General features: G+C 70.7%; 27 protein-coding genes. 11 read left to right on the forward strand and 16 right to left on the reverse strand.

Features of this window, described 5'->3' with window-relative positions:
* Positions 1-6 precede the first annotated feature (6 nt).
* From ACIBI5_RS13485 to ACIBI5_RS13495, 3 genes are read right to left on the reverse strand one after another with little or no spacing between them, the layout of a single operon-like run.
* Positions 7-846, reverse strand: coding sequence for an inositol monophosphatase family protein (locus tag ACIBI5_RS13485; protein ID WP_397246425.1), 840 nt, complete (start codon positions 844-846; stop codon positions 7-9).
* A complete protein-coding gene (locus tag ACIBI5_RS13490; protein ID WP_397246428.1) occupies positions 846-1,469 on the reverse strand; it encodes a hypothetical protein in 624 nt (207 codons plus the stop codon). Before ACIBI5_RS13490 ends, ACIBI5_RS13485 begins: the two co-directional genes overlap by 1 nt.
* Complete coding sequence (locus tag ACIBI5_RS13495) at positions 1,447-2,514, reverse strand: hypothetical protein (RefSeq protein ID WP_397246431.1); 1,068 nt, start codon at positions 2,512-2,514, stop codon at positions 1,447-1,449. Before ACIBI5_RS13495 ends, ACIBI5_RS13490 begins: the two co-directional genes overlap by 23 nt.
* Before the next feature lie 158 nt (positions 2,515-2,672).
* Between ACIBI5_RS13495 and ACIBI5_RS13500 the strand changes: the two genes are divergently transcribed.
* Entirely contained in the window at positions 2,673-3,566 is an 894-nt protein-coding gene (locus tag ACIBI5_RS13500; protein WP_397246434.1) for a PIG-L family deacetylase, read from the forward strand.
* A 19-nt stretch (positions 3,567-3,585) separates the two neighbouring features.
* On the opposite strand, the gene ACIBI5_RS13505 is transcribed toward ACIBI5_RS13500, so the two are convergent.
* Genes ACIBI5_RS13505 through ACIBI5_RS13515 form a run of 3 tightly spaced genes read right to left on the reverse strand, consistent with a single transcriptional unit; the run spans position 3,586 to position 7,208 of the window.
* Complete coding sequence (locus ACIBI5_RS13505; protein ID WP_397246437.1) at positions 3,586-4,359, reverse strand: sporulation protein; 774 nt, start codon at positions 4,357-4,359, stop codon at positions 3,586-3,588.
* A 9-nt stretch (positions 4,360-4,368) separates the two neighbouring features.
* Complete coding sequence (locus ACIBI5_RS13510) at positions 4,369-5,595, reverse strand: SPFH domain-containing protein (protein ID WP_397246439.1); 1,227 nt, start codon at positions 5,593-5,595, stop codon at positions 4,369-4,371.
* Positions 5,595-7,208, reverse strand: coding sequence for an SPFH domain-containing protein (locus ACIBI5_RS13515; protein ID WP_397246441.1), 1,614 nt, complete (start codon positions 7,206-7,208; stop codon positions 5,595-5,597). Before ACIBI5_RS13515 ends, ACIBI5_RS13510 begins: the two co-directional genes overlap by 1 nt.
* A 138-nt stretch (positions 7,209-7,346) precedes the next feature.
* On the opposite strand from ACIBI5_RS13515, the gene ACIBI5_RS13520 reads away from it, so the two are divergent.
* The 5 genes from ACIBI5_RS13520 (at position 7,347) to ACIBI5_RS13540 (ending at position 12,782) form a co-directional block, all read left to right on the forward strand.
* A complete protein-coding gene (locus tag ACIBI5_RS13520) occupies positions 7,347-8,252 on the forward strand; it encodes an ABC transporter ATP-binding protein (RefSeq protein WP_397246443.1) in 906 nt (301 codons plus the stop codon).
* Positions 8,249-9,103, forward strand: coding sequence for an ABC transporter permease (locus tag ACIBI5_RS13525; protein WP_397246446.1), 855 nt, complete (start codon positions 8,249-8,251; stop codon positions 9,101-9,103). The genes ACIBI5_RS13520 and ACIBI5_RS13525 overlap by 4 nt, the downstream gene beginning before the upstream one ends.
* A gap of 14 nt (positions 9,104-9,117) precedes the next feature.
* The gene (locus tag ACIBI5_RS13530; protein ID WP_184960935.1) at positions 9,118-9,351 is read left to right on the forward strand and encodes a helix-turn-helix transcriptional regulator; all 234 of its coding nucleotides are present in this window, start codon (positions 9,118-9,120) and stop codon (positions 9,349-9,351) included.
* A gap of 30 nt (positions 9,352-9,381) precedes the next feature.
* On the forward strand, positions 9,382-11,490 hold the full coding sequence (gene uvrB, locus ACIBI5_RS13535) for an excinuclease ABC subunit UvrB (RefSeq protein WP_379612937.1): 2,109 nt from the start codon (positions 9,382-9,384) through the stop codon (positions 11,488-11,490).
* Between the two features lie 527 nt (positions 11,491-12,017).
* A complete protein-coding gene (locus ACIBI5_RS13540; protein WP_397246448.1) occupies positions 12,018-12,782 on the forward strand; it encodes a hypothetical protein in 765 nt (254 codons plus the stop codon).
* On the opposite strand, the gene ACIBI5_RS13545 is transcribed toward ACIBI5_RS13540, so the two are convergent.
* Positions 12,766-13,308 (reverse strand): hypothetical protein, encoded by a 543-nt coding sequence (locus ACIBI5_RS13545; protein WP_397246451.1) that lies wholly within the window; start codon positions 13,306-13,308, stop codon positions 12,766-12,768. The two genes, ACIBI5_RS13540 and ACIBI5_RS13545, sit on opposite strands and share 17 nt — an antisense overlap.
* Positions 13,309-13,506: 198 nt before the next feature.
* Between ACIBI5_RS13545 and ACIBI5_RS13550 the strand changes: the two genes are divergently transcribed.
* Positions 13,507-14,382, forward strand: coding sequence for a serine protein kinase RIO (locus ACIBI5_RS13550; RefSeq protein WP_397246454.1), 876 nt, complete (start codon positions 13,507-13,509; stop codon positions 14,380-14,382).
* A gap of 10 nt (positions 14,383-14,392) precedes the next feature.
* Here ACIBI5_RS13550 and ACIBI5_RS13555 read toward each other — a convergent pair whose 3' ends face one another.
* From ACIBI5_RS13555 to ACIBI5_RS13580, 6 genes are all read right to left on the reverse strand, one after another.
* Complete coding sequence (locus ACIBI5_RS13555; protein WP_397246456.1) at positions 14,393-15,016, reverse strand: class I SAM-dependent methyltransferase; 624 nt, start codon at positions 15,014-15,016, stop codon at positions 14,393-14,395.
* A gap of 12 nt (positions 15,017-15,028) precedes the next feature.
* The gene (locus ACIBI5_RS13560; RefSeq protein ID WP_397246458.1) at positions 15,029-15,805 is read right to left on the reverse strand and encodes a MauE/DoxX family redox-associated membrane protein; all 777 of its coding nucleotides are present in this window, start codon (positions 15,803-15,805) and stop codon (positions 15,029-15,031) included.
* Positions 15,806-15,814: 9 nt separating this feature from the next.
* Entirely contained in the window at positions 15,815-16,411 is a 597-nt protein-coding gene (locus ACIBI5_RS13565; protein ID WP_397246461.1) for a cell wall protein, read from the reverse strand.
* Between the two features lie 11 nt (positions 16,412-16,422).
* Entirely contained in the window at positions 16,423-16,869 is a 447-nt protein-coding gene (locus tag ACIBI5_RS13570; RefSeq protein WP_379612930.1) for a hypothetical protein, read from the reverse strand.
* 119 nt (positions 16,870-16,988) lie between these two features.
* Positions 16,989-17,561 (reverse strand): Uma2 family endonuclease, encoded by a 573-nt coding sequence (locus ACIBI5_RS13575; RefSeq protein ID WP_397246463.1) that lies wholly within the window; start codon positions 17,559-17,561, stop codon positions 16,989-16,991.
* 58 nt (positions 17,562-17,619) lie between these two features.
* A complete protein-coding gene (locus ACIBI5_RS13580; protein ID WP_397101830.1) occupies positions 17,620-18,231 on the reverse strand; it encodes a hypothetical protein in 612 nt (203 codons plus the stop codon).
* Positions 18,232-18,451: 220 nt separating this feature from the next.
* On the opposite strand from ACIBI5_RS13580, the gene ACIBI5_RS13585 reads away from it, so the two are divergent.
* The 3 genes from ACIBI5_RS13585 to ACIBI5_RS13595 all read left to right on the forward strand — a co-directional run bounded on the left by ACIBI5_RS13585 (position 18,452) and on the right by ACIBI5_RS13595 (position 20,372).
* Positions 18,452-19,267: a glucose 1-dehydrogenase gene (locus tag ACIBI5_RS13585; RefSeq protein WP_397246465.1), complete on the forward strand. Its 816-nt coding sequence runs from the start codon at positions 18,452-18,454 to the stop codon at positions 19,265-19,267.
* Between the two features lie 110 nt (positions 19,268-19,377).
* Positions 19,378-19,569, forward strand: coding sequence for a hypothetical protein (locus ACIBI5_RS13590; protein WP_397246467.1), 192 nt, complete (start codon positions 19,378-19,380; stop codon positions 19,567-19,569).
* Between the two features lie 8 nt (positions 19,570-19,577).
* Positions 19,578-20,372, forward strand: coding sequence for an alpha/beta fold hydrolase (locus ACIBI5_RS13595; RefSeq protein ID WP_397246469.1), 795 nt, complete (start codon positions 19,578-19,580; stop codon positions 20,370-20,372).
* Here the strand turns inward: ACIBI5_RS13595 and ACIBI5_RS13600 are convergent.
* Positions 20,361-20,948, reverse strand: a complete 588-nt coding sequence (locus tag ACIBI5_RS13600) for a DUF4126 domain-containing protein (protein ID WP_397246471.1) — start codon at positions 20,946-20,948, stop codon at positions 20,361-20,363. The genes ACIBI5_RS13595 and ACIBI5_RS13600 overlap by 12 nt on opposite strands.
* A 99-nt stretch (positions 20,949-21,047) precedes the next feature.
* Complete coding sequence (locus ACIBI5_RS13605) at positions 21,048-21,947, reverse strand: phosphotransferase (protein ID WP_397246473.1); 900 nt, start codon at positions 21,945-21,947, stop codon at positions 21,048-21,050.
* 142 nt (positions 21,948-22,089) lie between these two features.
* Here ACIBI5_RS13605 and ACIBI5_RS13610 point away from each other — a divergent pair, with 142 nt between their 5' ends.
* On the forward strand, positions 22,090-24,417 hold the full coding sequence (locus ACIBI5_RS13610; RefSeq protein ID WP_397246475.1) for an FAD-dependent oxidoreductase: 2,328 nt from the start codon (positions 22,090-22,092) through the stop codon (positions 24,415-24,417).
* Here the strand turns inward: ACIBI5_RS13610 and ACIBI5_RS13615 are convergent.
* On the reverse strand, positions 24,414-25,148 hold the full coding sequence (locus ACIBI5_RS13615; RefSeq protein WP_397246477.1) for a GntR family transcriptional regulator: 735 nt from the start codon (positions 25,146-25,148) through the stop codon (positions 24,414-24,416). The two genes, ACIBI5_RS13610 and ACIBI5_RS13615, sit on opposite strands and share 4 nt — an antisense overlap.
* Positions 25,149-25,152: the final 4 nt, after the last annotated feature.

Genomic DNA, 25,152 nt, shown 5'->3' on the forward strand with positions numbered 1-25,152 from the left:
CGCAGGTCACCCCGGGCGGTGGTGACCTGCGGAGGGCCGGGTCGCTGCGGCGAGGAGGGGGAGGAGGGTGGGCAGGGTGTCGGGGTGGGCGGCGACGAAGCTGCGGTCCGCCGCGCTGCCGTTGACGTCCTCGTCGAACGGCGAGCCGTCCAGCGCCCGGATCTCCATCCCCGCCTCCCGGGCGATCAAAGCGCCCGCGGGCAGGTCGACCGCCTCCGCGCGGTAGCCGACCATGCCGTCGATGTCCCCCCTGGCCAGCATGACCCAGGAGAGCAACGGGGCCCAGAGCTGCAGGACGCGCCGCGCGTGCAGTTCCAGGGCCGCCTTCAGCCCGAGGACGGTCGCGTCGTCGCGGGTGACCGTGTAGCCCTGGGTCCAGGCCAGCAGGGGCCCGTGAGGAAGGGGGCGGGCGGGCGGCGCCAGCCGTACCCCTGAATCGGACAGCGCCCCGTGACCGCGGATCGCCGACCACGTCCGGCGGGTCACGGGGTCGTGCACGACCCCGAGCACGGGACGGCCGGCGTGGCACAACGCCAGCCCCACCACGTAGGCGGGCAGGCCGATGGCGACGTTGTTGGTGCCGTCGAGCGGGTCGACCAGCCAGGTCCACTCCGCCCCCGCGGCGCCCAGCAGGCCGGACTCCTCGGCGATCACCGCGTGGCCGGGGTAGGCGGTCAGGATGCGTTCGACCAGCACCTTCTCCGAGGCCAGGTCGAGGTCGGTGACGACGTCACCGGCCGCGCCCTTGGCGTGCACGCCGAACGCGTCCGCCGTGCCGGCCGCCAGCAGCCGCCCGGCCGCCCGCGCGGCCTCCACGGCCAGTTCGCGCGCACGCTCCAGATCCATCACGGACCCCCAAGGTGAGTCAGGACCAGCCGGACGGCGAGTGCCCGTTCCCCGTCGTCGAGCGGGCGGCGGGCGACGTGGTGGCCGGGCGCGCCGAGCGGGCCCAGCGACAGGTCGCGGCTGCCGGTGCGCCCGGAGCCCAGCGCGATCGTGGCGGCCTCGCCGCCCTCGGGCACGACGCTGGAGTGGAAACGGTCGGCGGGCAGCGTGTAGGTGTCACCGGCGCCGAACACCTCGACCAGCCCGGTCGAGTGGCGCACGGTGCGCGGCGTGGGCGTGATGCGGTCGCCGTCGTCGCCGCTGACCACCTCGAACACCCGGTGGGTGGCCTCGGCGGAGGGCGTGTCGGTGACGACGGCGTGGACGTTGCGCACCTGGCCGTACAGGACGTGGCTGACCAGGTCCCAGCTGTGGCAGTGGATCTGCGAGGTGGTGCTGCCCGCGCCGGGCAGGCGGCGCGACCACAGGTGCAGGCAGACGCCGTCGCCGCCGGTGCGTTCGAGCGGCAGGCAGACGAATCCCAGCGGATGGTGCACACCGTGGAAGTCCCCCCGGACGGCGGTGCTCACCCATGCGCGGGCGCGCGCCGCGGTGAGTTCCTCATGTGCGCTGCGGTAGCTCATACGGATCCTTGGCCCGCAAGGCCTTGCGGGCGATGTCGACGATGTCGCGATCGTTGTACGTCCTGGGCAGCGGCAGCTCGACCCCGCGGAAGAGTTCCTGGACCTCCTCGACCGTGGGCTCGTCGCTCAGCGGCACGTGCTTGTAGGACTCCAGCGGAACCCGGCGCGCCTGCTCCAGGCTGAGCCGGAGCTCGGTGTCGCAGCTCTCGTAGTAGAAGGTTCCGGCCAGTGCGGTCATCGCGCGGTTCGGGTCCTCGATCGTCATGATCACCCTGGAGGCGGACAGGTCCCAGCGGAAGGTGGTCATCGTGGAGGACAGGCCCACGCCGATGTCGAGCAGGCCGTAGCGCTGGCGGTGCCAGAACGCGGCCAGGATCGTCGCGAAGGACTCTTTCCTGACCCGGTCGGGGGTCCACGTCTCGCCGGTGACGTCCGGGGCGTCGGCCAGCGAGCGGCGGTAATGGGCGTACGCCTCGCAGACCTCGTTGTTGGTCGGGTCGATGATCTCGATGCGGACGGTCAGGTGGCGCTTGTCCTTGCGGGCGGCCGCCACGCACTCGGGCAGCGTGACGGCGCGAAGGAACGTTCCGGTGCCGCCCTTGAAGCTCCACCGGGTGGTGCCGGCGCGGGCGTCGCCGTGCGCCTGGGCGATCTCCAGCGGGCTGGCCAGGACCCTGACCAGCTGGAGTTCGTCGAGGGCGCGGCGGGTGCCGGTGACGAGGGTCTCGATCTGCTCCAGCCGGGCCAGGCGGACCGGGAGCTCGGACAGGGCGCCGGAGGTGATGGTCGCCTCGACGGGGGCCTGGCGCAGCCGGTCGCGCAGCAGGGCGGTGGCGACCAGCGCGAGGATGACGAGCGTCGCGGCGCTGACGAGCTGGTTCTGGATCTCCTGGCCGTCCTTGCCGAAGAGCTCGTCCGGCATGATCCCCAGGATGCCCACGGTGATCGCCAAGCCGAGCGCGATCGCGCCGTCGGCGTTCTGCGCCGCCCACGGAGCGACCCGCCTCAGCGCCGCGCCGACCCGCCCCATCGTCTCGCCCCGCATCCGCAACGATCAGTCAGTTCCCCCACGTCATGGTAACGACCGGGTCATGCGACCACCAGAGCATGATCCCGTACCTGGGGAGGAGGCGAGAATCCACCCCTTTGATGAGGTACGCCGCTGACCTGCCCTTACGCTAGTTGTGGGGGTTGCAAACGGGGATGAAGTGGGTCAGGGCGGCGGGGGCCGTCGTGTGCGCTCTGGTGCTGATCGTGTTCACGGTCTGCCCGGTGCTGCCGTGGACGATGAGACAGGTGGTGGCCGCCGAGCGGGCCGACCGCTTCGTCCAGGTCGTCGCGCACGCCGACGACGACCTGCTCTTCATGAGCCCCGACCTGTTCGGCGCGGTCGCCGGCGGCCGGGTCACCACGACGATCTACCTGACCGCCGGCGAGGGGCCGACCGGGGTGGAGGACGACCGTGACCCGAGCGCCTACGTCCGCGACCGGCAGGAGGGCATCAAGGCCGCCTACGCCTACCTCGCCGGGGTGCCGAACGTCTGGCGCTCCCGCGTCCTGAGCCTCGGCAGGCTGCCGGTCCGCGTCGACACGCTCGCCGCCAGCCCCAGGATCAGGCTCGTCTTCGCCGGGCTGCCCGACGGCGGCGACCCGCGGGCCGACGGCGGGCACGACGCGCTGGCCAGGATGTGGGCCAGGGACGCCTGCGTACGCAGGTTCACCGGGCCGTGCCCGCACCCGTGCGTACGCAGGGAGGACGTGCTCGCCACGCTGCGCGCGCTCTACCAGCGCTACCGGCCGACCGTGCTGCGCACCCTCGACCCCAACCCGCCCGACTGGCACGGCGACCACACCGACCACACGGCCTCGGCCAAGTTCGCCGCCGAGGCCGCGCGGGGGCTGAAGCTCAAGCTGCTGGCCTACCGCGGCTACACGATGACCGGCTGGCCGTCCAACCTCGACTGGCGGGCCAGGCGGCTGAAGGAGGCCGCGTTCCAGGTCTACCGGCGCCACGACTACCGCGCCGAGTCAGGGCCGCGTTACGCCGCCTGGCTCAAGAGGATGTATCTCGTCCGGCCCGGGACGTTCGGGCCGTGAGCCAGGCGGCGGGAGCGTTCTAGAACCAGCCGCGGCGGCGGGCCATCGCCTCAAGGCCCTGCTGGAGCGCCTGCTCGGCGGCGCCCGGGTTGTCGCCGTAGCGGACGGTGAAGCGGTTGTAGGAGTCGCCGCCCGAGCTGAGGAAGCCGCCCCGGTTGTCGGCCTCCAGGATGACGTCCATCTGGGACGGGCCCGCGATGAAGGTCAGCTCCAGCTCGTTGAAGTGGCGCCGCCACTGGCCGCCGGCGTAGTACTCGATCTCCTGGAAGAACGGCATCGTCGAGCCGTACAGCGTGCCGCGTTCCAGGTCGGCCTTCTTGAAGCCGAAGCCCAGCCGGTCCAGGGCCGTGATGATGTTCTCCTGGGCCGCGAGCGGGCTGACGAACAGCGGGTCGAGGTCGCCCTTGTCCAGCGCGCCGGCCAGCGCCAGCTCGGTCTGGACGCCCAGCCGCATGCCCGGCAGCGCGTGGCCGCCGATCGCGCTGATCGGCGTCTCCCACGGCACCGGGATCTCGAACGGGTGGCTGTGCGAGGTCCCCGCCGCCAGGTGGAACGGCCCCGACACCTGCTGGCGCAGGAAGCTGTAGGTCGAGCGGTACTCGCTGTCGCCGCTCTCGATCTCGACCACGGCGGTGAACTCGATGTGGATGCCCTCGACCTTGTAGTCGGAGCCGCTGCTCTTGAAGTGCACGTCGCCCCGGAGCATCTCGCCCGGGCGGACGGTGGCGTTGCTCAGGACGGTGTCGACCTCGACGCCGGCGCCGAACGCGGCCTTCAACTTGCGGAACACCATGGGGTTCTCCTAAGAGGTAGTGCCTGACCCGTTTCCGTGGGAGCCGGAGAGCCGGGGGAGGAGCTGGGCGAGCAGCAGGGTGGACATCGGGTCGGACTGGCCGCCGGCCGTACGAACCACGAGGGGCTGGGGAGCGCTCTCGGCCAGTTTGGCACCGACGTCGAGGCGGCGGCGAGCCAGCTCGTACTGCAGGACGGCGCGGTTGTCGCGGTAGGACTCCGCCAGCCTGCGCAGCGCCTTGGCCTCGTTCTCCGCGGCGGTGAGGTCGGCGCGGCCGCGCGCCTCGATCTCCCAGCGCACGCGCTGCGCCTCGGTCTCCTGCTCCTCCAGCATGCGGGCGACGTCCTTGCGGGCCGTGTTGTGCGCGGCCTTGACCTCGACGACGCGGGCGTCGCGGGTCTTCTTGGAGCGCTCGATCTCCATGAGCAGCGTGTCGATACGGCGCTTGCGCGTCAGCTCCCACTCGCGCTCGTAGGCGGACAGCTCCTTGGCGACCTTCTCGCGGGTGGCCAGATGCTGCTGGTACTGGTCGGGCAGCTGGACGTCGGGGATGTTGGCGCCGATGATGCGCACGCCGTACCGGCCGAGCTGGCGGCTGAGCGCGTCCTGCATGTCGCCCACGTCGGAGCCGCGCAGGTCGTAGGCGCGCTCGGTGTTGACGCGCCGGCTGCGCTGGCGGATGGCGTCCTGGACGGCGCTGGACAGCACGAGGTCGAAGTTGCCCGCGCCGATGGTACGCACGAAGGCGACCGGGTCGACGATGCGGAACTTCAGGAAGAACTCGATCGACTTCAGCGGCACGTTCTCCGCCGTCGGGCAGGCCACGATCGGTGCCGAGTAGGGGATCTCGGTGGAGGTGTCGACGACGGCGTCGACGCGGTCCCACGGCAGCCAGAGGTAGTGGCGGCCCGGCGGGAGCGTTCCGGTGATCGCGCCCCACCTGCTGCGGACCCCGGTGGTGCCCTCCTCGATCTCGATGATGGCCTTGCGCCACATCCACACGGCCGCGATCACCACCAGCGCCCCGGCCGACAGGGCCGCCCAGAGCCAGCCGGAGAAGATCGCCAGCCCGGCGAAGTACAGGGCCAGGAAGATCAGGGCCATCCACGCGAAGCCGCGCCGGTCCTTGGGAATCACGACCGGCACCAGCTGGCCCTGCTCGCCGCCGCGCAGCAGCTGCCTGATGTCCGACCAGGAGGCCAGCGACTCCTTGATCTTCGAGAACTCGCGCGCCATCAGAACTCACCCTCCTTCTGCACGGCGGGCAGCGGACGCTCCAGGGTCTTGTCCGTGTCGCCGGGTGGATCCGCCGCGATCTCCGGCAGCTCGGTGGCGTCGGCCGGCTGGGCGACCTTCTTCAGCAGCGCGGCGATCTCGACCTCGCGGTCGGCCACACGCTGCCCGATCTCGGAGAGCCTGCTCCTGATGGCGGCCATGTCCTCGGGCGAGAACAGCGCCGCCCCCTTGCCGCCGATCAGCTGCTGGGCCAGCGCGAGGAAGTCGATGTCGGTCTCCTCGCCCACCTGCACCACCTGGGGCAGCTTCGCGGCCACGGACTCCAGCTTGGCCAGCAGGTCCTGCTGGAAGCGGTAGTCGAGGATCTCCGGCGCCTCGGCGGCGCTCAGCGCCCTGATGTCCAGCGCCTGCGCCTCCAGGAGGGCGGCGTTGGCGTTGGCGGTGGACTCCGCCTCGACCAGGCGCTGCCCGGCCTGCGCCTTGGCCTGGTGGCTGGCCCGCTCAAGGGCGGTGTCCATCCTGGCCTGGTAGCCGGCGATCTCGGCCTGGATGGCGCTGAGCGTCTCCTGCAGCCCGGCCAGCTCCTTGATCAGGTCGCCCTCGTTCTGCTCCTTGCGCAGCTGGAGCTCGTACTCGTAGGTGTAGGCCTCCTTGGCCACCCGGACCATCTCGGGGGCCGCGAGGTCCATGCGGTACTCCTGGCTGGAGGGCTCGGCGTGGGTGATGTTCACGTCGGTCAGCCGCACCGCCGGCAGGAACTGCTGGTTGAGGCTCTCCAGGATGCCCTGGGTGCTCTCGCCCACCAGGTCGTAGATGTCCTCGGCGCGCTGGGCGTAGATGAGGGAGCGGGTGACCTCGCTGACGGAGTTCTGCAGCTTGGACTGGAAGCCGCTGACCGAGCCGAGCACGAAGATGAACTCCGCCGGGTTCTCGATCCTGAACTGCAGGAACAGGTCGACGCTCGCCTTGACGCCCTGCTGCGTCGGCGCCTCGCTGATCGGGGCGTTGAACGGGTACTCGCGGGTGGTGTTGACGATGTAGCTGACCCGCTTCCACGGGTTGATCAGTGTCACCCGGCCGGGGTCGGCGATCTGCACCAGCTTGCCGAACTTGGTGATGAGCGCCTTGCAGCCCTCGGGCACCATGACGACGCTGCGCCGCCACCACAGGAACACCGCGGCCAGCACCAGTACGAGCCAGTAGTGGGGGCCGAAGAACAGATCGGTGTTCGGGATGATGCCGCCGAGCGCGCCGATGAGGCCGAGCACCACGAGGATGCCGAGCGGCACCACCACCTTGGCCGTCGTCCCCTTGGGGATCACGACGGGGGAGATGACGTGCATGCCGTTCTCGCTGAAGCTGCGGTTGACGATCTCGCCGGCTTCGTTGAGCGAGGCGCTCCTGGCCTCGATGACCGTGCCCGTCGACACACCGCCGTCCCGGGCGGCCGCGAAGTCGTGCGGGTTGAGGGCGAACCCAGGAGCTTGGGCGGCGAGTTGCTGCCCGGCCTGGTCCACCGCCTGGCCGACCGCCTGCCGCAGGTCGCCGCCTTGAACCACTGCCTGGGCTATCCCCTGGCCTGCCTGGATCAGGGCCTCTCTGGGTCGTGACATCGCACCTCTCTTTTCCTGTTCAGGCCGCTCTTGACCGTATCGGGTGCGACTTACTGTTCGCTTGCAATGCCCTGTCACAGATGTATTGCGGTGCATAGTAGGTGTGCTATCAATGTAGTAGTCCTACTATCGGGAGGGATGATGGAGGCTCTGAGCGAGCTCCCGCTGGACGCGGAACCCGCCCGCGACGACGCCGTCATCGAGGTCAGCGGCCTGCGGATGAACTACGGTCCGCGCGAGGTGCTGAACGGTGTCGGCTTCACCGTGGGCGCGGGAGAGGTGATCGCCCTGCTGGGCCCCAACGGGGCGGGCAAGACGACCACCATCGAAATCCTCGAAGGGTTCCGCGGGCGCTCCGCCGGGCAGGTCCGCGTGCTCGGCGAGGACCCCGCCCAGGGCGGGGAGGCGTGGCGGGCCAGGATCGGCGTCGTGCTGCAGTCGTGGCGCGACCACGGGCGGTGGCGGGTCAGGGAACTGCTGCGGCACCTCGGGCGCTACTACGAGCCGTACCGCACGCCGTACCCCACGGACGAGCTCATCGAGGCGGTCGGGCTCGCCGAGCACGCGGGCAAGCGCGTCAACCGGCTGTCCGGCGGGCAGCGGCGCAGGCTCGACGTCGCGATCGGCATCGTCGGCCGCCCGGAACTGCTCTTCCTCGACGAGCCGACAGCGGGCTTCGACCCGCAGGCCAGGCGCGACTTCCACGACCTGGTGCACCGGCTGTCCGACCTGGACTCCACCACCATCCTGCTGACCACCCACGACCTCGACGAGGCGGAGAAGCTCGCCGCCCGCATCCTCATCCTGTCGGGCGGCCGCATCGTCGCCGACGGCAGTCCCGACCAGCTCGCCCGCGGCGTCTCGCGCGACGCCCAGGTCCGCTGGAGCCGCGGTGGCGAGCTGTTCGTGCACGCCACCGACGACGCCACCCGCTTCGTGCAGGACCTTTTCGCGCAGTACGGCGACGCGATCGAGGACCTGGAGGTACGGCGGGCCACCCTGGAGGACACCTACATGGCCATCGTGCGGAAGGAGGAGCGGTGAACGCCACCACTCACGCGGTGAAGCTCGGCCTGGCCAGGGGCTGGATCGAGTTCCGGCACAGCCTGACCAGCTCCACCGACATGTACTTCAACGCCCTGATCTCCGTGGCGTTCGTCGTCGTGCTGTACTTCCAGCGCGAGATCAAGCTGCCCGGCACGAACCTGTCGCTGGCGGCGGCCACGCTGCCCAGCATGCTCGCCCTGCTCGTCGCCGTGGGCGGCCTGGTCGGCACCGTCGGCACGCTGGCGGTCGAGCGGGAGGACGGCACGCTGCTGCGGGCCAAGGCCATGCCGCACGGCATGACCGGCTACCTCATCGGCAGGATCGTCAGCACCTCCACGGCCGGGCTGGTCACCCTGGCGATCGTGCTGGCGGCGGGGCTGATCCTGGTGCCCTCGATGCTCGGCACGGGGCCGGGCGGCTGGCTCATGTTCGCCTGGGTGATCGTGCTCGGGCTGCTGGCCACGCTGCCACTGGGCGCCGTCGTCGGCTCGCTGACCAGCAACCCGCAGGCCGCCGCCGGCTTCTCCATGCTGACCATCGGCGCCCTCACCTCGGCCTCCGGCATCTTCTACCCGATCACCTCCATGCCCGAGTGGCTCCAGACGGTCAGCCAGATCTTCCCCCTGTACTGGCTCGGCCTCGGCATGCGCTCGGCCTTCCTGCCCGACGCGGCGGCCGCCGCGGAGATCGGCCAGTCGTGGCGGGTCCTCGAGACCACGGGCGTACTGGGCCTGTGGGCGGTGGCCGGGCTGCTGCTCGCGCCGCCCATCCTGCGCAGAATGGCCAAGCGTGAGTCCGGCTCGCTGGTGCAGGAGCGCCGCGAGCGGGCGATGCAACGGGTGAGCTGAGAAGATAGGCGGCGATGAGCGAGATCGTCTACAACCGCATCGCCCTGCTGCGGGCCGAGCGCGGCGTCACCCGCAGGCAGCTGGCCGACGCGCTCGGCGTCCACTACCAGACGGTCGGCTACCTGGAACGGGGGGAGTACAGTCCCAGCCTCTACCTGGCGCTGCGCATCGCCGCCCACTTCGAGGTGCCGGTCGAGGTCGTCTTCTCCACCACGCCGTTTCCGCGCATCGGCGAGCGCACGGCATGAACTGTCGGTGCGGTTGCCTACAGTGGCAGCATGCGACCGGTCACAGATTTGCAGCGCAAGGTGGCGCCTTTCGAGGTGATCACCGAGATGACTCCCTCGGGCGACCAGCCCACGGCCATCGCCGAGCTGGAGCGCCGCGTCACGGCCGGTGAGAAGGACAACGTGCTGCTGGGCGCCACGGGCACCGGCAAGACCGCCTCCATCGCCTGGCTCATCGAGCGCCTCCAGCGGCCCACGCTGGTCATGCAGCCCAACAAGACCCTGGCCGCGCAGTTCGCCAACGAGCTGCGCGAGATGCTGCCCAACAACGCGGTGGAGTACTTCGTCTCCTACTACGACTACTACCAGCCCGAGGCGTACGTCCCGCAGAGCGACACCTACATCGAGAAGGACTCCTCGATCAACGACGAGGTGGAGCGGCTGCGCCACTCGGCGACGAACTCGCTGCTGACCCGCCGCGACACCGTCGTGGTCGCCTCGGTCTCGTGCATCTACGGCCTGGGCACGCCGCAGGAGTACGTCGACCGCATGGCCAGGCTCAAGGTCGGCATGGAGGTCGAGCGCGACCAGCTCCTGCGCCGCCTGGTCGACATGCAGTACACGCGCAACGACCTGGCCTTCACCCGTGGCACGTTCCGGGTCAGGGGCGACACGATCGAGATCATCCCGAAGTACGAGGAGCTGGCCGTACGTATCGAGATGTTCGGCGACGAGGTCGAGAAGCTCGCCACGATGCACCCGCTGACCGGCGAGGTCATCACCGAGGACGACGAGCTCTACATCTTCCCCGCCTCCCACTACGTGGCGGGCGAGGAGCGCATGGCCAAGGCCGTGGCCGGCATCGAGGCCGAGCTGACCGGCCGCCTGGAGGAGCTGGAGCGCCAGGGCAAGCTCCTGGAGGCCCAGCGCCTGCGCATGCGCACCACCTACGACATCGAGATGATGCGCCAGATCGGCACCTGCTCCGGCATCGAGAACTACTCGCGCCACATGGACGGCCGCGAGGCGGGCAGCGCCCCCAACACCCTGCTCGACTACTTCCCCGAGGACTTCCTCCTGGTCCTGGACGAGTCGCACCAGACGGTCCCGCAGATCGGCGCCATGTACGAGGGCGACGCCTCCCGCAAGCGCACGCTGGTCGACCACGGCTTCCGGCTGCCCTCGGCCCTGGACAACCGCCCGCTGAAGTGGGAGGAGTTCCTGGAGCGCATCGGCCAGACGGTCTACCTGTCGGCCACGCCCGGCTCCTACGAGCTGGGCCGGGTCAAGGGCGACGTCGTCGAGCAGGTCATCCGCCCGACCGGCCTGGTCGACCCCGAGGTCGTGGTGAAGCCCACCAAGGGCCAGATCGACGACCTGGTCCACGAGATCCGCGAGCGGGCCGACCGCGACGAGCGCGTCCTGGTCACCACGCTCACCAAGAAGATGTCGGAAGACCTCACCGACTACCTGCTTGAGCTGGGCATCCGCGTCCGCTACCTGCACAGCGAGGTCGACACCCTGCGCCGGATCGAGCTCCTGCGCGAGCTGCGCAGCGGCGAGTTCGACGTCCTGGTCGGCATCAACCTGCTGCGCGAGGGCCTCGACCTGCCCGAAGTGTCCCTGGTGGCCATCCTCGACGCCGACAAGGAAGGCTTCCTGCGCTCGGAGACCTCCCTCATCCAGACCATCGGCCGCGCCGCCAGAAACGTCTCCGGCCAGGTCCACATGTACGCCGACAAGATCACCCCCTCGATGGAGCGGGCGATCGACGAGACCAACCGGCGCCGGGCCAAGCAGATCGCCTACAACGAGGCCAAGGGCATCGACCCCCAGCCGCTGCGCAAGAAGATCGCCGACATCCTCGACTCGCTGCAGCGCGAGGACGCCGACACCGAGCAGCTCATGGGCAGCGGCCGCCAGCAGTCACGCGGCAAGGCGCCCGTACCCGGGTTCGCGGCGAAGGCGGCGGGGCAGCACGCCAAGGCGATCGCGGGGGAGATGCCACGTGCGCAGATGGAGTCGCTGATCGAGTCGCTGACCGAGCAGATGCACCAGTCGGCGGCCGACCTGCAGTTCGAGGTCGCGGCCCGGCTGCGCGACGAGATCAAGGAACTGAAGCGGGAACTGCGCGACATGCGCGAGGCAGGCGTCAAGTAGGACGTGATCCCTCGGCTGGGCGCTCAGGGCTGTGACAGCGGGCTCCGCCCCGCACCCGGGCGAGGGAGAACCTCGCGCTCCCCGCGTGGTTGCCGAAGGGTGATCGCGCGGGGGTGGTCAGTCCGCGTAGGGGTGTGGCTTCGGTGGGAGAGCGTTGTCGTCAAGGCGCGCAGATACCTCGGCAGCACGGGGGCTTTGGCGTGATGGGCGGCTGTGCGCGAGGTGCGGCAGGGCGTGGTCGGGTTGCTTCCTGGTGCCCGCGTCGCAGGCTCGCTGTGGTCCACCACGGACTGGCCGCGGTCCTCGGTGTGAGGCGGTGGTTCTTCGGCGATGGGTGGCGAGCGTCCGCCAAGGGGGCGGTGCCTGTGGTTGTGGCTTTGAGCTGCGGGTTTGCCCGGTGTGGGCTGGGGTTCGCGGGGTGTGTGATGAATGCCACGGCCAACTCGGGCCATAACAAGAACCGATAGCCCCACCGGTCACGGTAAACACAGCGTAATCTGACGGTCACCCTTTGAGAGGAGTCCGCTGTGCCCGGACCGCAGATGTACGAGATGCCGCTGGAGATGGTCAGACGGCATCCGAGCCTCGTCCTGGAGTTGATGTCGGTGGCTCAGGGTGGGCTGCCGACCGGGTATCGGGACGCGCGGCTGGTCTCGGATGAGCCGGAGGCGCCGGTGGTGGAGGTCACGGCGGCCAACGGCGGGCGGATCCATGTGTGTCTGCGGTTTCCGCTGGCCTTGGGTGGCGGGCGCGCGGATGACAGCGGGCTGTTGATGGTCGTCTGTTTCGACGAGGAGGTGGCCGACCAGTTCCGGCATGGGCTGGAGACCGTGGTGGTCGGGCCCCGGGACCTGCGGCGCTGGTACGCGTTGGACAAGATCGCGGAGTCTCCCGAACTGGCCACTCTGTGGGCTGTCGCCAGTGGTGACCCGGATGTCCGTGCGTGTGTGGCCAAGGCGCTGCTGGTGTTGAGGGATGAGCGTGGCGCGCACTACTACTCGTATTTGAGCTCCCGGCTTTCCGCCCAGGACCGGGCGGGGCTGGAGAACCTGATGATGGGCGAGCGCTACCTGTTGATCGAGAACGCCGTCACCGGCCCTTTCTGGGAGGCGGGGCGCTGGCACGGGCGGCGTGAGACGCTGCGGTGGCTGCTGGAGCACCGGGGGCTCAAGGTGGACCGGGTTCAGGAGGAGGCCATCGACTCCTGCCGGCGCCAGTCGACGGTGCGGGAGTGGATGCGGCGCGCGCTGACCGCCGCCACCGCCGAGGACGTCTTCATCGGAGTCTGGTAGCCACCCACGGGGCCAGGTCGTCGTAGCCGGCGCCCTTGTTGATGCGGGCGCGCAGGTTCTGGGCCTGGGCGGTGGTGAACATCCCGCCCGCCAGCACCAGCGGGAAGCCGAGGCGCCAGCTCAGCAGGGCCTTCTCACCGTGCCGGTGCGCGTTGCGGAGCACGGCGGCGCCCACGCGGACCGCGTGCTCGTTCAAGGGCGGAACGCCCGGACGGTCGGGCTCCCCGGCCGAGTAGCGGAAACCCTCGTCCAGGTCGCACGGCGGGCATCCGGCCGGGCCCCTGCCCCGGCGGCTGCCACAGGCGGCGCAGGTCAGGCGGTCGAAGGCGGCGTCCACGACCCGCCACGCGTAGGGCTTGATCTCGCTGACGATCATCTCGGCGAGGTCCGGGTCGTCGGGCAGCGACTCTTCCTTCAGGAAGGCCTGGTAGCCGTCCTCCACGAGGGTGTCCAGAAGGTCGCGGCAGCGGGGGCAGGCGGGGGCGCCGCCGTACTCGTAACAGCCGCATTGCGGGCACCGGTGCATCCGCCCAGCGTAGCGAGGGTTAATGCGGTTGCGGGCGGGCGGCGGGGTGGGCATACTCGTCGGAGCTTCGAGAGGGAGGAGGTCGAGACCATGGCGAATGTCTTCCGCGTGCCTTTTTCCGCGTCCTCAGACCTCCCCACCGGTCAGCCGCCGACCTGATCGCCGCGCCGGTGGGCCTTCACTCTGGAGCCTTTCACCGTGCCGAAGCAGTACCGCAAGCGTGGCAAGAACGCCCTCGACGCCGACGACATCGAGTGGCTTGAGAACAATCACCGCGAAGAAGCCGACGACGACGGTCCGCCCGAGGGGGATCGCTGGTCCACCTGGGATCTCAGCGTGCCGACTGAGCGCGGGCCCCGGCCGTACCCCGGATGGCTGGTCACCGAGCTGGCCGCCGTCGACACCGAGCTGGGCGTGCTCAAGACCGGCAAGGAAGCCGACGTGCACCTCATCTCGCGCGGCGTGCCCGGCACCGACCGGCAGTGCCTGCTGGCCGCCAAGCGCTACCGATCGGGCGAGCACCGCCTCTTCCACCGCGACGCCGGGTATCTGGAGGGGCGTCGCATGCGCGACAGCCGCATGGCGCGGGCCATGGCGGGGCGCACGGCGTTCGGCAAGCAGGTGATCGCCGGGCAGTGGGCGGGTGCGGAGTTCGCGGCGCTGACCCGGCTGTTCGAGCTGGGGCTGCCGGTTCCCTATCCGGTTCAGATCGTGGGGACGGAGGTGCTGGAGGAGTTCATCGGCACGCCCGACGGCTACGCGGCGCCGCGCCTGGCGAACGTCTCGGACGACCTGCCCGGCCTCTGGGAGCAGCTCGTCGACGCGATGGTACGGCTGGCGCACGAAGGCCTGGCCCACGGCGACCTGTCGCCCTACAACATCCTGGTCCACGAGGGCCGCCTGGTCATCATCGACCTGCCCCAGATCGTGGACGTGATCTCCCACCCGGCCGGGCCCGAGTTCCTGGACCGGGACGCCCGCAACGTGGCCACCTGGTTCGCCGGAAAGGGCCTGTCCCGGGCCGACCCCGACGGGCTGGCCGCCCTTCTGCGCGCGGAGGCCCGCCTGGGCTGAACCGGGTCGTTCAGAGGGCGGCGGTGCCCATGACGTGGAACGCCCACGGGGTGCGCCCGCCGGGGAACAGGAACCGATCGAGCCGGCCCACCCGCAACCCGGCGCGCTCCACCGCCGCGACCGTGTCCCGCCCGCAGTGGCAGCCGCCGAGCAGGCGCGGGCCCACGGTCGCGTCGATGACCCGCTGGGCCCGCCGTATCCCGGCGGTGTCGGCGCGTACGTGCTCCAGGAACCGGAACTGCCCGCCGGACGCCAGCACGCGGCGCACCTCGCGCAGCGCCGCGGCCTGGTCGCGCACCGAGCACAGCACCAGGCACGACACCACGCCGTCGAACTCCCCGTCGGCCGCCGGCAGCCGCTCGGCCAGCCCGTCGACGACCTCGACGGGCACCGGCGCCTCCTTGGCGGCCTGCCGGGCTGCCGCGCGCAGGCGGGGCTCGGGTTCGACGGCGAGCACCTGGGTGACCTCGCGCGGGTAGTGGCGGAAGTTCATGCCGTTGCCCGCGCCGATCTCCAGCACGCGGCCGTGGAGCGGGGCGAGCAGCGACTGGCGATTCTCGCGCATGCCGCCGCGCTCCATGGCGTGGCTCAGCCGGATGTAGAGGCGGGCGAAGATCGGGTGCTTGACGTCCACCCCTCCATCACATCACCTGAGAGCGGGTTCTTCGACGAGGGCGACGCGCACGTCCGCGGGGGCGCCGCCGTACAGGGGGATGGAGAAGACCGCGGTACGGCCCCGCGCCGCATAACTCGCATACCGCAGCCCGTCCTCATCCCAGAAGTCCTGGATGTCCGAGGACAGGTGGGCGGCGGCCGTGCAGTAGGCGGGGCTGCGGTAGAGCAGCCGGAGCGAGGTCTCCAGCGGGATCAGCCCCGGCTCGCGGACGGCCAGCGGACGCGTCAGCCGTACCAGGAGCTGCCGTGACGGCGTGAGCCAGTGACGGTCGAGTTCGGGGGAGAGGGCCAGCAGGGCGAGGGCCTCGGCGCCGGCGATCACGAGCGCGAGCGGCTCGATCGGGTACGGCCCGGCCGTCACCGCCAGCACGCTCATGGCCAGCAGAAGCCCGGCGCGGGCGAACGAGCGCCACTCGATCGGCCGGCCGTGGGCGCCCAGGCAGCCGCAGGACGCGTCGGGGACGGCGATCGCGGAGTAGGCCAGGTAGGCGAGGAAGCCGGTGGACAGGGCGGCGGCGGCCGTACCCTCCCAGGGGGAGGACGGTGGCGCGAGCAGGACGCCCGCGACCGCGAGTTCGGCCACCGCCACCAGACGGAGCAGAGGGACCGCGCGCGCCGGGCCGGCCAGCCGGGCCAGCGCCGTCCGCCCGGCCCGCGACCGCATCCGTCGGCTGAGCAGTTTCATCAGGGCCGCCCAGACCAGGAAGGCGGCGATCACGTAAGGCTGCAGCGCGGCGATCCCTTGCATCACACGCTCCTAGTGCGGGGAGAAGACGGTGGCGATGTCGACTTCGTTGGTGTCAGGCCGCCAGGCGCCCAGGATCTGGACGTGCTGGCCGACGCGCAGGAGCGACAGGTCGGCCGACGGCGGCGCGTCGGAGTGGACGGCCACGGACCTGCCGGGTACGACGTGGCAGAGCACGTCCTTGCCGTTGTGGTCGAGGTGGATCTTCTCGTTGGTGATGTTCCTGACGTGGCCCTTGATGTTGACGATGTTGAGCCACACGGACTCGGCGGCGAGCATTCCGTCGGGCATGCGGACGCCTCTGGCGTAGAGGCCGTCGCCGGGCCTGGCCTGGTCGAAGCCGACCGGGCCGAGCTTCCACAGGCTCGTCCCGTCGACGACCCTGATCTGGTGGAAGACCATGTTCGAGCCGAGCACGATCAGGGTGTTGTCCTTGACGGCCCGGATGCGGCCTTCGGCGAACTCGGGGTCGGGGACGCCGGGTTCCGGCTGATCCGGAGCGGCGGCGAAGGCCGCCTCGGGGCCGAGCGAACCCATGGCGGTGGCGGCCACGACCGTGGCGCCGCCGCCCAGGAGCGCGGATTTGAGCATCTTCCTGCGCGTGGTCATCCTCAGCTCCCTCAGGCCGTCGAGATCTCGCATGGGCGCAGGCCCGTGGACAGGCTGGCGATCCTGGAGTAGGCCGCCGGGGTGAGGTCGATCAGCCGGTTGCTGGCGCAGGTGGCGCCGCAGCAGCTGCGCTCACCGCAGAACAGGTCGGTCTGCGGGCCGCAGTCGGCGATGGTGGTGACGATGCTGCCGCCGCCGCACAAGGACGTGGTCCGGTGGCGGAACCCGCAGGTCCGGCGGGACAGGGCGTCGCCGCAGCGGTCGGGACGGGTGATGTTCCAGCAGGCGTCGGAGGTGTTGGGCCAGGCGTGCTGCAGGCTCCCCGAGTTGCAGGTGCCGCAGGCACCCTTGCCGGTGGAACTGCAGGGTCCCCAGGCGTTCCCGCAGCAGAACCACGAGACTTCGCCTTGGACCGGGCCGAGTAAGTCGATGGGGTCAGTGGGCGTGCTGCGCACCATGCGCGTCCTCCTTGGGGGGTGGATGGGGAGGCGGTGCAGCGCTGCGTTGAAACTTTCCGACTCGATCTATCAATAGCATGTAAGGAAGTTTCGTCAACGCCCAAAAAACACGCTGTGCTTCAGATGGGCTTGGTGTAGTCGAGATCGATCTCGACGTCGAAGCCGATGTCGGTACGCAGCATGCGGCGATGGATGCCCGTGGGGACATAGGCCTTCATGGCCGGTTCGAGCTCGAAGGTGTAGGCGACCGCTGCGCCGTCTTCCTCCTCGATGCGCCAGAAGAACTTGATCCCGGCGTCGGCGTACTTGCTCGGCTTGGTGATCCGGTCCCGCTCCTCGGACTCCTTGGAGACGACCTCCACGATCAGGTGGACATCCTCCGGTTTGAAGGATGTCGTGACGCTCATCATCGCGGACCTGCTGACCAGCAGGATGTCGGGCTCCGGGCGTTGCCTGATGCCCAGGGTGACGGTCATCTCCCGAGCCACGGCCAACGGCTCGGGAGGGCGGAACCCCTGTTCGAGCAGCCGGACGAGCAGCATGTGGGATCTGGTCTGCGGCGGCCTCATGAAGAGCGATCCGTCGATCAGATCGATGTGCCTGGGCGCGTCGGGAGGGAGGTGGTCGAGCATGTCGGCGGTCCAGCCCTCCCGAGGGCCCGGATAGAACCAGTCGGGCAGTGTGGTGGCCACGACCTGTCTCCCTGGGAGCCTGCTACGTGAAGGCTCCATGATCTCACAGAGAGTGATATCAGGAGGGCTCTTGGCGGTTCTGGATGGTCTTGCGGTAGAGGTCGTCGATCTCGTCCAGCGGGTCGGTGAAGGGGGCCGGGCGGCGGGCCTCGATCTCCAGGTCGGTGCGGGAGGAGAGGTCGTCGATGCCGCCCGAGGCGTGTTGCACCTGCGTGCGCATGAGGTCGGCGCGGATGCGGGCGCACATGGCCGTGAGCTTGGCCTGGTGTTCGCGCAGGCGTTCGGCCGTGACGTGGTCGACGACCGAGGAGATGCGCAGCTGCTGGGCGTAGATGCCCAGCTGCTGGTCCTGGACCTCGGCCTGCTTGGCCAGCTCTGCCATCAGGTGGGGCAGGTCGCCCAGGCCCCAGCCCGACGCGTGCGCCTGGTCGATCGCCTGGCGGGTGAGCCCGACCTCGCGGCGCAGGTCGAGGCGGAGGCGCTCGATCTCGGCCGCCTCGCCGGTGCCCATCGCGTTGACGTGGGCGCTGAGCCGGGTCGTGGCCTTCTTGGCGGACTTGGCCGCCTTCTTGCCCAGCTTGACCATGAAAAAGATCGCTACCCCGCCGAGCACCAGGAACAGCAGGAAAACGACCAGCAGAATCGCGAAGATCGTTTCGATCGGAGGCACCTCCCGTGCACTGAGCATAGTCCGCCGAATCGGCCGGCATGAGGCTCAGCCAGATCGCGTTCCGCTGCGTTCTTATCGCTCTGACCAACGCCGGACGGGGCTCGGGTAGTTCCATCCGGAGCGGATTCGGCACAGGATGGTGAACCGAGCAAGCTCTTGATTGTGTCAGGGGCCTGTGGTTCAGTGCGTCCATTGTCCCGGGCCGCTTGAGGAGCCGCGCATGCTCGACGGGAAGGTCGTCGTCATCACCGGGGGAGCGCGCGGCATGGGCGCCGCCACCGCCCGCCGTTGCGCCGCCGCGGGCGCGAGCGTGATCGTCACGGACGTCCTCGCCGAGGAGGGTACGGCTACCGCCAAGGAGATCGGCGGCCGCTTCCTGCCCCACGACGTCACCAGCGAGGCCGACTGGGCCCGCGTCATGGACGAGACCGGCCCCTTCCACGGCCTGGTGAACAACGCCGGAATCGTCTCCTCCCGGCCGATCGAGCAGACGACGCTGGACGACTTCGAGCGGGTGCTGAACGTCAACCTGACCGGGGTCTTCCTCGGCCTGCGCGCCGCCGTCGGGCCCATGCGGGCGGCGGGCGGCGGCGCCATCGTCAACCTGTCGTCGGTGGCGGGACTGTTCGCGTTGCCCGGCACCTCCGGGTACGGCGCCTCCAAGTGGGGCGTGCGCGGGCTGACGAAGATCGCGGCGCTGGAGTTCTCGCCCGCCCGGATCCGCGTCAACTCCGTGCATCCCGGGATGATCGTCACGCCGATGACCGAGCAGTTCGGGGCCACGCCGGCGGAGGGCGCGTTCCCGCTGGCGGCCAGCGGGCGGTGGGGCATGCCGGAGGAGGTGGCCGAGGCCATCGCGTTCCTGCTGTCGGACGCCGCCTCCTACATCACCGGTGCCGAACTCGCCGTCGACGGCGGCTGGACCGCGGGAGCGGCCGCCCTGATCGCCCGGCCACCCGTCCCCCCACCACCCACCGCACCCCCATCCCCGCCACCTGCGGCATCCACGACACCTCCAGAGTCTGGACGGGCCTGACGTGGGCGAAGGGCCGCGCCATCGCGGGTTCCGGGTGCGGGGATCCGACGTGCCCGCCTTCCGACCTCCCGCACACGGAACCGGCGATCCCACAGCCGCTGTGGTGACAGATGCGGTCGTGTTCCTGGGGTGTGGCGCCGTGGCGGCCCTGGGGCGAGGCCGGTTGTGGTGGTGACGCCGGGGCGGGCCGCGGCACCGAGGTGTTCGACGCGGAAGAGGACCGGCGCGTCCTGGCCGGGGCGCCCGCGATGGTGATCACCGCCGAGCACGCCCGCGCGGCGCTGCGCGGCGGCCTGAGGTAGGGAGGCACATGCCGTACGCGCGGGTCGCCGAGGACGTCCGGCTCTTCTACACCGACGACGGCGGCGGGCAGGCGACGCCGTTGCTGCTGGTGCACGGCTGGGGCGCCGACTCGCACCAGTGGTCCTGGCACCTCGACGCCCTGGCCGCCGGGCGCCGGGTGATCGCCGTGGACCTGCGCGGCCACGGCTACTCCTCCGTGCCCGCCGAGGACAACACGCCCCGCCGCATGGCCGAAGACCTCGCCGCGCTGCTGGCCGCGCTCGGCGTCGCGAAGGTCGTCGCGATCGGCCACTCGATGGGCGGTCAGATCGTCTCCATCCTCGCCGTCGAGCATCCCGGCCTGGTCGAGCGGCTGGTCACGGTCGATCCGGGGTACGGCATCGCGCCCGAGGTGGCCGGGATGTTCCCCCAGACGATCGCCGCCCTGCGTTCGGAGGACGCGCACGAGGCGGCCGTCGAGATCGACCGCTGGTGCACCAACCGGCGCACCCCCGCGGTCATCCGCCGCTGGCACCGGCGCCGCCTGTACGGAATGCCGCCGCACGTGCTGGCCCAGGCGTTCGAGGCGATGTTCGCGCTGGAGGACTCGATCGGCGTACGGCCCGCCTCCGACGCCTACCTGGCGCGAAGGGCCTGCCCGGTGCTGTCGCTGTGGTTCGACCCGGACCGGGCGGCCTGGGAGGAGGGGCTGCTCAAACACCCGGACTCGAAGGTCGTCGTCTGGGAGGGCGCGAGCCACCGCCTGCACGAGGAGCGGCCTGACGACTTCGTCGCGCTCGTGCTCGGCTGGCTAGCCGGGTGAGCGGCCGCGGCGGCGGCGCCGTACCTTCCTGATCATCCACCACGCGAGCAGGGCCAGCCCGATGAGCAGGACGATCACCAGCAGCGGGATGAAGATCGCCACGAGGCTCACGCCGAGTGAGCCGGCGTCCTCGACGGTGCTCATCACGGGTGCGCCGACCCCGCCGGTGCCGACGTTGACGACCGGGCGGGCCGCGGCCTTCAGCGCGTGTACGGCCAGCGCCACCAGGATGCCGAGCACCCAGCTGAGCCACGGGTTCTCGGTGAGCCAGGTGGAGTTGTCGAGCTCGGCCGCGGCCGAGGTGGCGCTGAACACCACGCCGCCGGAGGCGGGCCGGACCGCCGTCTGGATCATGTCGTTGACGCTGTCCACGGCCGGGATCTTGTCGAGCACCACCTCGGCCAGCAGCAGTACGGCCAGCACCGCCAGCACGCCCCAGTTCGACAGCCACGCGTAGCCGTCCGGCAGCTTCACGCGGTCGGTGAAGTTGGCCAGCACCCCGACCACGAGCAGCGGGATGTAGGCGTTGAGCCCGGCGGCCGTCGACAGACCCAGGCCGGTGAGCGTGGCGAACATGACACCAACCTAGCCCGCCCGCCCCGGCGTCAGGTCACCTCGGCGAGGCCCCCGAGCACCCGCTGGTCGATCAGGGGCTCCGGCTCATCGTGCGCGTTGTCAGTCGGGCCGGGCGGCCTCGTCCAGGAGTCCGGGCAGGGCGGGGCCGGTGAACTCGGCCATCGCGCGCTCGTACTTCTCCATGCCCCACGACCAGAAGTCGAAGTCGATGGACTCGTTGGCGCCGTCCTGGATGGCGGCCCACAGCGTCCAGCCGTACTTGGACATGAGGCCGAGCAGCCGCGCCCGCGCGATGCGGTTGCGCAGGCGGCGGCCGTAGTAGGCGGTGACGAGCTCCTCCAGCTGCTCCAGCGACAGGTCGGACTCGCTCCAGATGTTGCCCAGCTCGAAGCAGGCGTCGTTGTTGCCCGAGTACTCGTAGTCGATCAGCCACAGGCGCTCGCCGTCGTCGATGAAGTTGCCGGGCAGGAGATCGTTGTTGCAGGGGACGGTCCCCTCGTCACGGACCTTCAACGCCTCACGGATCTGCTCCACATGAGGCTCGAAATCCCGATATTTCGCGGGGAGGCGGAAATTTCGGGACTGGACGATCTTCAGATACCCCTTCTGGATCTCGAACATGTCGAAGTCCCGGGAGAAGCGCGGCCCGGTGTGCAGCCTCTGGCACGCCTCGGCCACTCTCGGCAGGTTCACCGAGTCCCGCAGGTCCGCCTCGGTGAACGTGCGCCCCGGCAGGTACCCCACCACCAGCACCCCGAGCTCCCGCAGATAGGCGTGGACCGGCGCCCCGACCCCCGCCCGCTCGGCCGCGATCGAGTTGGCGTGCTCGGCGTCCCTGTCGATGCCCAGCAGCCCGCCCTCGCTGGCCGGCACCCTCACCACGTACGCCGCGCCCGGCACGCTCACCTTGTAGTTGCGGTTGGTGAGCCCCCCGGGAAGCTCTTCAACGGTACGCGGCAGGCCCGCCAGCAGGGGAATGCGGTCGAGAACCTCATCCATGGGCGCTCTCCTCGTCAAGATTGACCGGCGATGCTAGCACCGTGCCCCCCTCTCCGATCGTGCCTCACGCACCCGCGACACGCGCTCGATCGAGAAGGAAACGGTCTAGACCTTTTACATCGAGCCGGTTAGCGTCGCGGGCATGAGCGACTCGGCCCGGATCGTGATCATCGGCGGTGGCGTCGGCGGCGCCAGCGTGGCCTACCACCTGACCGAACTCGGCGAACGCGACGTCCTGGTCCTCGACCGCGACGAACTGACCAGCGGCTCCACCTTCCACTCCGCCGGACTCGTCGGCCAGTTGCGCGCCGACCCCACCCTGACCCGCATGAACCAGTACTCGGTCGAGCTCTACCGCAAGCTCGACGTCTGGACCGAGTGCGGCGGCATCAAGCTCGCCTCCAGTCCCGAGCGCATGGAGGAGATCCGCCGCCAGATCGGCTGGGCCCGCACGTACGGCCTGCCGCTGGAGGAGATCTCGGTGGCCGAGGCGGCCGAGCTGTTCCCCCTCATGGACCCGGGGGGCGTGGTCGGCGCCGCGTACCTGCCGACCGACGGCCAGATCGACCCCTCCCAGCTCTGCTACGCGCTGGCCGGCCTGGCCCGCGAGGGCGGCGCCACGTTCCGCACTCACACCCGGGTGCTCGGCGTCGACGTCGAGCGGGGCCGGGTCCGCCGGGTCCGCACCGACCGGGGCGACATCGACTGCGAGATCGTGGTGAACTGCGGCGGCATGTTCGCCCCGGAGATCGGCCGCATGGCCGGGGTGCGCGTGCCGATCATCCCGATGTCGCACCAGTACGTGGTGACGGAAGGCTTCCACGAGCACACCGGCCTGCCCACGCTGCGCGACCCCGACCTGCTCGTCTACTACCGCCAGGACGTCCAGGGCCTGGTCATGGGCGGCTACGAGCGCACCTCGGCCCCATGGCTGGACCCGGTCCCGGCGGACTTCAACGGCCGCCTGCTGCCGGAGGACTGGGACCGATTCACCGAAATTTCTGACAATGCCGCCATCCGCGTCCCCGCCCTCGGCGACGTCGGCATCCGCAAGATGATCAACGGACCGGAGGCGTTCACCCCGGACAACGAGTTCTGCCTGGGCGAGACCGAGGTCGGCGGCTTCTACGTGGCGGCCGGCTTCTGCGCGCACGGCATCGCCGGGGCGGGCGGCATCGGCATGGTCATGGCCGAGTGGATCGTCGAGGGTGAGCCGTCCATGGACCTGTGGCACATGGACATCCGCCGCTTCGGCCGCCAGTACCGCTCACCCTCCTACACGCGCAAACGCGTCGTGGAGAACTACGAGACCTACTACGACATCCGCTACCCCGGCCACGAGCGCGCCGCCGGCCGCCCGCTGCGCACCTCGCCGGCGTACGCCTGGCACGCCGCCCACGGCGCCGTCTTCGGCGAGAAGTCGGGGTGGGAGCGGGTCAACTACTACGCGCCGAACGCGGCGGAGCCGTACCGGAAGGAAGAGGAGCCGCGCGGGTGGGCGGCGCGCGGCTGGCACCCCGCGATCGGCGCCGAGCACCGCGCCACCCGCACCGGCGCGGGGCTGTTCGACGAGAGCTCGTTCGCCAAGATCGAGGTGAGCGGCCCCGACGCGGCCGGGCTGCTGGAGTGGGTCTGCGCCAACCGCGTCGCCCGCGAGCCCGGCCAGGTCACCTACACGCAGGCGCTCAACCGGCGCGGCGGCATCGAGTGCGACTTCACCGTCACCCGGCGCGGCGAGGAGGACTTCCTCATCGTCACCGGCACCGCGTTCGGCTCCCACGACCTCGGCTGGCTGCGCAAGCAGGCCAGGCTGCGCGGCTCGGGGGCGCGGATCGCCGACGTGACCGGGCAGTACGCCTGCTTCGCGCTGTGGGGTCCGAAGGCGCGCGCCATCATGGCGACGCTCACCGCCGATCCGCTGGACGCGCCGTTCATGTCCGCGCGTGAGCTGACCGTGGGCGACGTGCCGGTGCTGGCGCTGCGGGTGACGTTCGTGGGCGAGTTCGGGTGGGAGCTCTACTGCTCCAGCGAGTACGGCAGGGCGCTCTGGGACACCCTGTGGGCCGCCGGCGAGCCGCACGGACTGATGGCCTGCGGCTACAAGGCCATCGACAGCATGCGCCTGGAGAAGGGCTACCGGGTCTGGGGCGCCGACCTCGGCCCGGAGACGACCCCGTACGAGGCGGGCCTGGGCTTCTGCGTCAAGATGGACAAGGAGTTCCTGGGCCGCGCGGCGCTCGACCCGTCGCCCCCGCGGCGGCTGCGCCGCATCACGCTCGACGACCCGCGGGCGGTCGTGCTCGGCAACGAGCCGGTGCGCGTCGACGGCCGGGTGGAGGGGCGCGTCACCTCGGGCGGCTACGGCTACACGCTGGGCGCCTCGCTGGCCTACGCCTACCTGAACGCCGAGCCGGGCACCGCCGTGGAGGTGGAGCTGTTCGGCGAGCGCGTCACCGGCACGGTCGGCTAGGTCCGCACCGTCAGGCGGACCCGGTCGGGCCGGTACAGGTCGCGGGCGTGCTCCACCGGCACGCCCGCGGCCGCGTAGGCGGTGCGCTCGATGCGCATGAGCGGCGTGCCCGGCGCCACGTCCAGCTCGGCGGCCTGCTCGTGGGTGGCCACGACCGGATCCAGGTGCTCGACCGCGCGGCTGGGCGCCAGCCCGTAGCGGGCGGCCAGCAGGTCGTACAGCGAGCCGCCGAGGTCCTCCCTCAGCAGGCCCGGCAGGAGCACGGCGGGGAAGAACGACAGCTCCAGCGCCACCGGCGAGCCGCCCGCCGAGCGCACGCGGGCGATCTCGTGCACCGGCGCAGCGGGCTCCAGCTCCAGCGCCGCCGCGACCTCCGGCGGGGCCCGGCGCGTACGCGCCCGCAGCAGCCGGGCCTCGGCGGTCAGGTGGGCCCTGCGCATCCGCTCGGTGAACCCGGCCAGCCCCGTCAGGTCGCATTCGACCCGGGGCTCGGCCACGAACGCCCCGCCGCCGCGCCCCTGCGTACGGACCAGGACGCCGCGCGCCTCCAGCGTCGCCAGCGCCTGCCGCAGCGTCATCCGCGACACGCCCAGCCGCGCCGCCAGCTCGCGCTCGCCCGGCAGCCGGTCGCCCGGCGCGATCTCGCCGCGCGCGATCGACTCCAGCAGCCAGCGCTCGATCTGGACGTGCGCGGGCACCCCGCCGCCCCTGGCCAGCTCGACGAACTCCACCGTT

Origin of the sequence: Nonomuraea sp. NPDC050540, assembly GCF_044457485.1 — a bacterium.
GTDB lineage: Bacteria > Actinomycetota > Actinomycetes > Streptosporangiales > Streptosporangiaceae > Nonomuraea.